The 6,000-nt window shown below is 41.6% G+C and carries 4 protein-coding genes and 3 pseudogenes; 5 read left to right on the top strand and 2 right to left on the bottom strand.

Going from position 1 to position 6,000, the window contains the following annotated elements; genetic code table 11:
* Positions 1-203: 203 nt before the first annotated feature.
* The 4 genes and pseudogenes from Q5691_RS13940 (at position 204) to Q5691_RS13925 (ending at position 2,868) form a co-directional block, all read left to right on the top strand.
* Positions 204-1,688, top strand: a pseudogene (locus Q5691_RS13940) (IS5 family transposase).
* A gap of 95 nt (positions 1,689-1,783) precedes the next feature.
* Entirely contained in the window at positions 1,784-1,918 is a 135-nt protein-coding gene (locus Q5691_RS13935) for a hypothetical protein (protein ID WP_333345271.1), read from the top strand.
* 257 nt (positions 1,919-2,175) lie between these two features.
* Complete coding sequence (locus Q5691_RS13930; RefSeq protein ID WP_333216932.1) at positions 2,176-2,472, top strand: hypothetical protein; 297 nt, start codon at positions 2,176-2,178, stop codon at positions 2,470-2,472.
* Between the two features lie 156 nt (positions 2,473-2,628).
* On the top strand, positions 2,629-2,868 hold the full coding sequence (locus Q5691_RS13925) for an SMI1/KNR4 family protein (RefSeq protein WP_333216930.1): 240 nt from the start codon (positions 2,629-2,631) through the stop codon (positions 2,866-2,868).
* Positions 2,869-2,874: 6 nt separating this feature from the next.
* Here Q5691_RS13925 and Q5691_RS13920 read toward each other — a convergent pair.
* A pseudogene (locus Q5691_RS13920) lies at positions 2,875-3,770 on the bottom strand (transposase).
* A gap of 239 nt (positions 3,771-4,009) precedes the next feature.
* Here Q5691_RS13920 and Q5691_RS13915 point away from each other — a divergent pair.
* A pseudogene (locus Q5691_RS13915) lies at positions 4,010-4,168 on the top strand (IS630 family transposase); the annotation flags it as partial.
* Between the two features lie 816 nt (positions 4,169-4,984).
* Here the strand turns inward: Q5691_RS13915 and Q5691_RS13910 are convergent.
* Positions 4,985-5,680, bottom strand: coding sequence for a PEP-CTERM sorting domain-containing protein (locus Q5691_RS13910; RefSeq protein WP_333229527.1), 696 nt, complete (start codon positions 5,678-5,680; stop codon positions 4,985-4,987).
* Between the last annotated feature and the right edge of the window lie 320 nt (positions 5,681-6,000).

The raw sequence follows: 6,000 nt of genomic DNA, 5'->3' as shown, positions 1-6,000 counted from the left end.
AATTAATTATGAAATGGAACCGAAAGATCAAAAACAAAGGTAACTTAGTTAATGCAGTTTAGATGTCGAACAGCTTAATTAGGGCTTGCTGAATATATCGATCGCACTTGACGTAGCCTGGGTTAAGAAATCGTGCAATCGAGAGTAAAGTGCAAGATAAACAGGTAGAATAGGTCAAAAGCCGTGCATCACCGCCTGCGATCGTGTACAAAAAAGCTGAGCTTGCCCCAAGTCCCCCATCGGACTTTGAACTGCCTTTCGGAGGGAATTTATCACCAGATAACCGTTGGGTAAAAATGGCCCAAATAATCCCGTGGTCTGAATTTGAATCAGAATATGCGGCCAACTTCCCCGCAGCAAAGGGTGCACCCGCCAAATCGTTTAGGATGGCATTGGGGGCATTAATTATTAAAGAAAAATTAGGAATTAGCGATCGGGAAACAGTAGAACAGATCCGGGAAAACCCCTATCTGCAATACTTTATCGGTCTATCAAGCTACAGCAATGAACTCGCATTTGACCCATCACTATTAGTACATTTTCGGCAACGAATCAGTCCCAACCTAATTAATAAAGTGAACGAACGCATGGTTGAAAAAATGCGAGAAATCACGCCAATCAAACCCGAAAAAAAAAAGGATTCGGACGCAAAAAATGAGTCACCCAATCGCGGTAAACTAATCATAGATGCAACCTGTGCCCCAGCCGATATTAGTTATCCGACCGACTTAGGACTATTAAATAAAGCCAGAGTTTATACAGAAAAAATCATAGACATCCTGTATAAACAAATCAAGGAAAAAACCCATAAAAAACCAAGAACCTACCGTAATTTAGCGAGAAAAGACTACTTAGCAGTAGCGAAATAAAGACGACCCACACGCAACAAAAGAAGACAGGCAATTAAAAAACAACTTCAGTACATCACAAGAAATCTAGCTCATATTGAACAGCTAATCGATTTAGGTGCGAGCCTAGAAGGTCTGAATAAAAAGCAATATAAAACCTTGCTAGTTCTCACAGAACTCGTTCGCCAACAACAGTGGTTATTTGACAACAACAAACAGAGTATTGAGAATAGAATAGTAAGTTTAAGTCAACCCCATATTCGTCCCATAGTCAGAGGGAAAGCAGGGAAAAGCGTAGAGGTTGGAGCCAAACTATCGGCCAGTTGTTTTTAAGGATATGTGTTTTCAGACCGGATGAGCTGGGATAATTTTAACGAATCAGGGGACTTAAAAGCACAAGTAGAAGCTTATTATAGATTCACAGGGTATTATCCAGAGTCCGTTCATGCAGATCGCATTTATCGTACAAGAGAAAACCGAGCATGGTGCAAAGAAAAAGGCATTAGGCTCAGTGGGCGGCCATTAGGAAGACCAAGAGCAAATGTGAGTAAATCAAAAAAGAGGCAAGCGTTGGAAGATGAGAGGATTAGAAATGCAATTGAGGGCAAGTTCGGGCAAGGCAAACGAAGATTCGGTCTGAATCGAGTGATGGCAAAACTTGATAATACATCTGGTACAGTTATTGCAATTACTTTTTTGGTAATGAACCTTGCTACCTGGTGGCGCCGGGTTTTTTTTGTGTTTTTATGTCTATTTGCCAAAAGAACACCTGTTTTTAGGCCGAAGATAATCTACAGTTATTATTGGGGGGGATTCGATACCGAAAAAACTTATATTTAACTGAGCTTTCAGATATTGTGAGCTCCTGTTCTTAGTTTGCGATCGATTATTCAGCAAGTCCTAATTATCAAAAAGCTTGCAGTTTGGCATATTTAATGTTATACATTTTGGGCAAAGCTGATGTTGTTGCGGATTGCTGTGAAGATAGTGCGATCGGCTACAAACAGCCCGGTACTCTTTCAGTTTACGTCTCAGCTTTAGAAGAACTAGACCCTTTCCTGCGGCTCTAGGAAGGCTGCCCCAAACGCACCATTGGCAGACTTGACGGCGCTATAATTATCAAATTTCACGCTCGCCAACCTCAAATTTCCTATTTATTTTATCCCGATTTTGACAGTAACCTGCATCCAGCCATTCACACTTCTATGCACATAGATTTGCGTGACCTTTCTGTGAGCTATCAAGACAATTTTGATATGTATAATCTTCTAATTCTAGTTAAAAAATAAGCTTTTGTTACTGCTAGCTATCCCATTACGAAAAGTTGGTGAAACTCACTCGCCAAGAAGAAAAGTTAGGGATTCTCGATCGTGGCGTAGTTAAAAAGCATCGGGAATGGGTGAAGTGTTTGAAGGAAAACTGCGTTAAAATTAAAGGTCATCGCTTGTTTTGGCGATCGAATGCTGATTCAGAAAAATTGAAAATGCTGCAAAAAGCTGCCTCGGAACGTCACCAGAAAAAGATTGAGTTGAATCCAGGAAAGAGTGAACAAACCGCAGAGGACGCAGAGGAGGGAATAGAAGATGGACAAAAGGTTCAGATTGAAGCAGTTGAGCGTGGTTAGAATTGCTATAATCACCTGAGTGATCGTTAGAGTCGATAAAAAGTAGCAGGGAAACAGAGTCAGCACCCCGCTTTAATTTTTAGGCGGTTAAAACCGTTATCTCGCTTTCCTCTCAGTTCTCGCATAGACTGAGTTTCCAGCTTCGGAGGTTTGATCATGAAAATAATTTGGGAAAGAATTGATAATTGGCTGGCAGCCAATGCACCTCAAGTACTGAAAAGTCTCATACCGGGCGCGACTGATGAGGATATTTATAGGGCAGAAGCATTCTTTGGTGTAGAGTTTCCCGAAGATTTCAAGCTGTCTTACCGCGTGCATAACGGTCAGGATGAAGAATCTTATTCCCTGTTCCCCCACTTGGAGTTTCTCTCTGTCCAAAGCGCGATCGCAATATAGCATTTCTTACAAAGGTGAGGTACAATAACAACAGTGAGTAAACCAATTCAAATATTTGCTGATGTAGCTTCACTAAATGCAAACTCTATGACTTTTGCGAACTATTTATAATTACGTGTCTTGATAAAACGGAGAATAGTTTTAAGTTTTGAGCATAAATTTTCAATTGGTAAAAAATCTGGCGAATATGGCGACAAATATATTAATTTGGCACCTTTCTTTTTGATGGCTTTTTCTATTGTTTCTCCGGTATTAATAGTACAATTATCCATCAATACACAAGCACCTTTCCATAATTTTGGTACTAACTTTTGGATGATAAAAGCCTCGAATGTAATGGCATCGATTGTACCTATTAAATTGACTGATGTTAAGACTTTATTGACCGATATAGCTCCAATTATTGAGACATTTCTTCCGCATTTATTCGGTTTTGGCTACGAGAGCTCTTGCACCTTTTAGAGACCTAGCATATAACCTAACCATTGCCAATTTTACTCCATATTCATCAATGAATATTAAGTATTTGAAACAAACTTCTCGGACTTTTTGCCAGAACTCATATCGCATGCTTTGAACTCTGTCAGTGCCTTTCGCGATCGGAAAGAGAGTTTTTTTAAAGTCATGTTTAAGAGTTTTGCCATTCTTCCCATCGTTAGCTACGCTGATGGTAAAACCAATTTTCGGGTACAGTAAATAACGGAGTTCTTCGAGAGTTGCATCATCCGAAGCTTCAATCAATTCGGCTAAAATCAGTAGTTGTTCTGCATTGAGTTTCAATTTGACTCTGCATCGCTCAGTTCGAGGAGCAATATGCAAGGGTCTCCCGAGACTGTTTAACTAATTTCTGGACGAAACTCCGAGGCTCCACAAAAACTGTTAGCTATTGCTCTTTGTGACAGCGGTTCCTTATGCTACATATCCATAATTTTTTGTCGGAAATCAAGAGAAGAAATTTTCATTTTTACTAATGTGTGATACTTACTAAAATTCTTGATATTTGTCATTCGAGTGACTGCTGTGGGTCGAGCGACTGTTCGATCGCGCTCCATTTAATTAGAGCTGCAGAACATTTTGGGGTTCTATATTTTTCACTCCGTTCAAGTCAGTTATATCATACCTCATCTTTCTGATAAATGCTATAGTATGGCATTCTGCCAAGGAATATGTTGCTAATAGATTATTTGAATCAATTGAAAAATTAGAAGCACTGTTACATAAACTGTTAAATGAAGGAGGACTAATTATGAAATGGAACCGAAAAATCAAAAATAAAGGTAACTTAGTTAATACAGTTTAGAGATTTAGCTGTTTGACAGCTTACCCCGCTTCATTTATTTTCCTCTGCTACCCCTACTGATTGAGCCGATAGAATAAATTTTTACTTGTGTGGGGAGTAGGGGTTGGGCAGGAGATACCGCCCTCAATATACAATTGAAATGCACAACAGCTTATTAATATGCCTGCCTCACAGGCGAACTAACTTGCCTTTGAATTTAGCCTAGGATGTTGATAATTCAGGCTTTAGCAATGGTTCTTTGCATCTTCTTGTCCGCGGACGCTGCGCGAACAAGCACAGGTGCGACGGACAAACACCAGGGCTGTGGTGGCGATTAAAGTAGCGTGCATCCGGGCGGACATTAAAGTTACTCAACCGATACTGGTGACTTTGTACGATCGAACAATTTACCGTGAGTGAGTTTTGAATTTTGAGTTGGGAGAGGGAGAGAGTGGGAGAGTGGGAGAGTGGGAAAAATCCTCTTGTTTCACGCTGGACTTCTTCACGCTTGACTTCTTCCCTCAACACCCATCTGTTAAATCGATTAAATCCCCTACACTGGGCGTTGCCGAACTTCCCTCTGATATCAAATCCGCGCTTCATCGTCGGGCGTAAAATCGAGTCAACATCCAACACTCAACCATCATTCAGTTTGGCGACCCCGAGTCAACAGTCAATAGTCAACAATCATGAGGAGTGCAACCAGAATTGATATGACTTCTCCCTTCTGACTTTTCAAATCAAGCAAAAGGCGAGCCGATTTCTCATTAGCGCGCCTCCTAATTGAATTTTATTTTGTAAAACGTAAATGAGGAGATTGTTCCCATTTGAAAAAAATCATGAAGTCGTCTTGCTAGCGCGGCGGCGGCGTGCTGCAACCAAGCCACCCAAACCGAGAGCCAAACCAGTCATTGTCATCGGTTCTGGAACTGCTTCTGCGCTCACTGCGAAGTCTTGGAAGTCTGCGTCGTTTTTGTTACCACGATCGTCGAATGAGATTAGCGTGCCTCCATTAAACAGAGAACTTGTACCGTTTGTGAATTTTCCGGCAGCTTGGAAGACTTTGGTGTCTTCTTTGCCAAGTGCGTCCCACAGTTGCGATTGCGCGCCAAACACCGCTTGCTGGCTGCTGCCCTTGTTCAAGCTTGAGGTCGAGTACACACTGCCACCCCAGCCACTGTCGAGCCCCAAAGTGTAAACTTGATTTGCCAGGAATGTGAATACTGCCGAGCCAGAACCCACGACTGTATTGCCCAGAGTTCCTTTCCATTCGTTTGCCCACTCGTTGTCTGAGGATTTAGTTTCCGAAAACAGGGTGCTAACTAGAGAGACCGCCGAGTCCTTCACACTGTAGACTCCCACAGAGGATTGGTACATTCCGTGAGATTCTTTGAAGTTAAACTTGACGCTTGTATCTTGGCTGAATGTGATGCCGTTGGTACCAAAGGAGAAGGCTTGAGCTGGAGCTCCGGCGCCAAACAGAGCTGTGGCGGCGGCGGTAGCTGTGAGGGCGGATAAGAGTTTGGTATTCATAACCTGTTCCTTTTGTGCGATGGTCTTAATATTTTCATTATGCGATACTTTGTTTGTATTTGGTTCACTTTAGGTGAATTTTGACATATTCTTTATCAAGCCTTTACATAACCTTCACAAATGCTATCGATCGCATCTGCCGACGGCCGATCGCTCCCTAATAATGCCCACTCAATAATTATCAATATTGTGGCTTGAAACCTTGCAGTCGCGGGCATGGAGCGCGGGTCAGCCCAAGTAATTTGGATCGGGTTTATGCTAATTTTTTATGATATTCTCAAGTCTAAATTCTCAATAGCAAATACTTAAGTATAAATACG

Origin of the sequence: Microcoleus sp. w1-18aA5 (assembly GCF_036701705.1) — a bacterium.
Taxonomy (GTDB): Bacteria; Cyanobacteriota; Cyanobacteriia; order Cyanobacteriales; family Microcoleaceae; genus Microcoleus.
Note: the sequence above shows the minus strand (reverse complement) of the source record. Positions and strands in the feature narration are given on the sequence as shown.

Coding starts and splice junctions, on each gene's coding strand:
- Q5691_RS13935 (WP_333345271.1), top strand. CDS start 1,784: ATGTTATACATTTTGGGCAAAGCTGATGTTGTTGCGGATTGCTGTGAA.
- Q5691_RS13925 (WP_333216930.1), top strand. CDS start 2,629: ATGAAAATAATTTGGGAAAGAATTGATAATTGGCTGGCAGCCAATGCA.
- Q5691_RS13910 (WP_333229527.1), bottom strand. CDS start 5,680: ATGAATACCAAACTCTTATCCGCCCTCACAGCTACCGCCGCCGCCACA.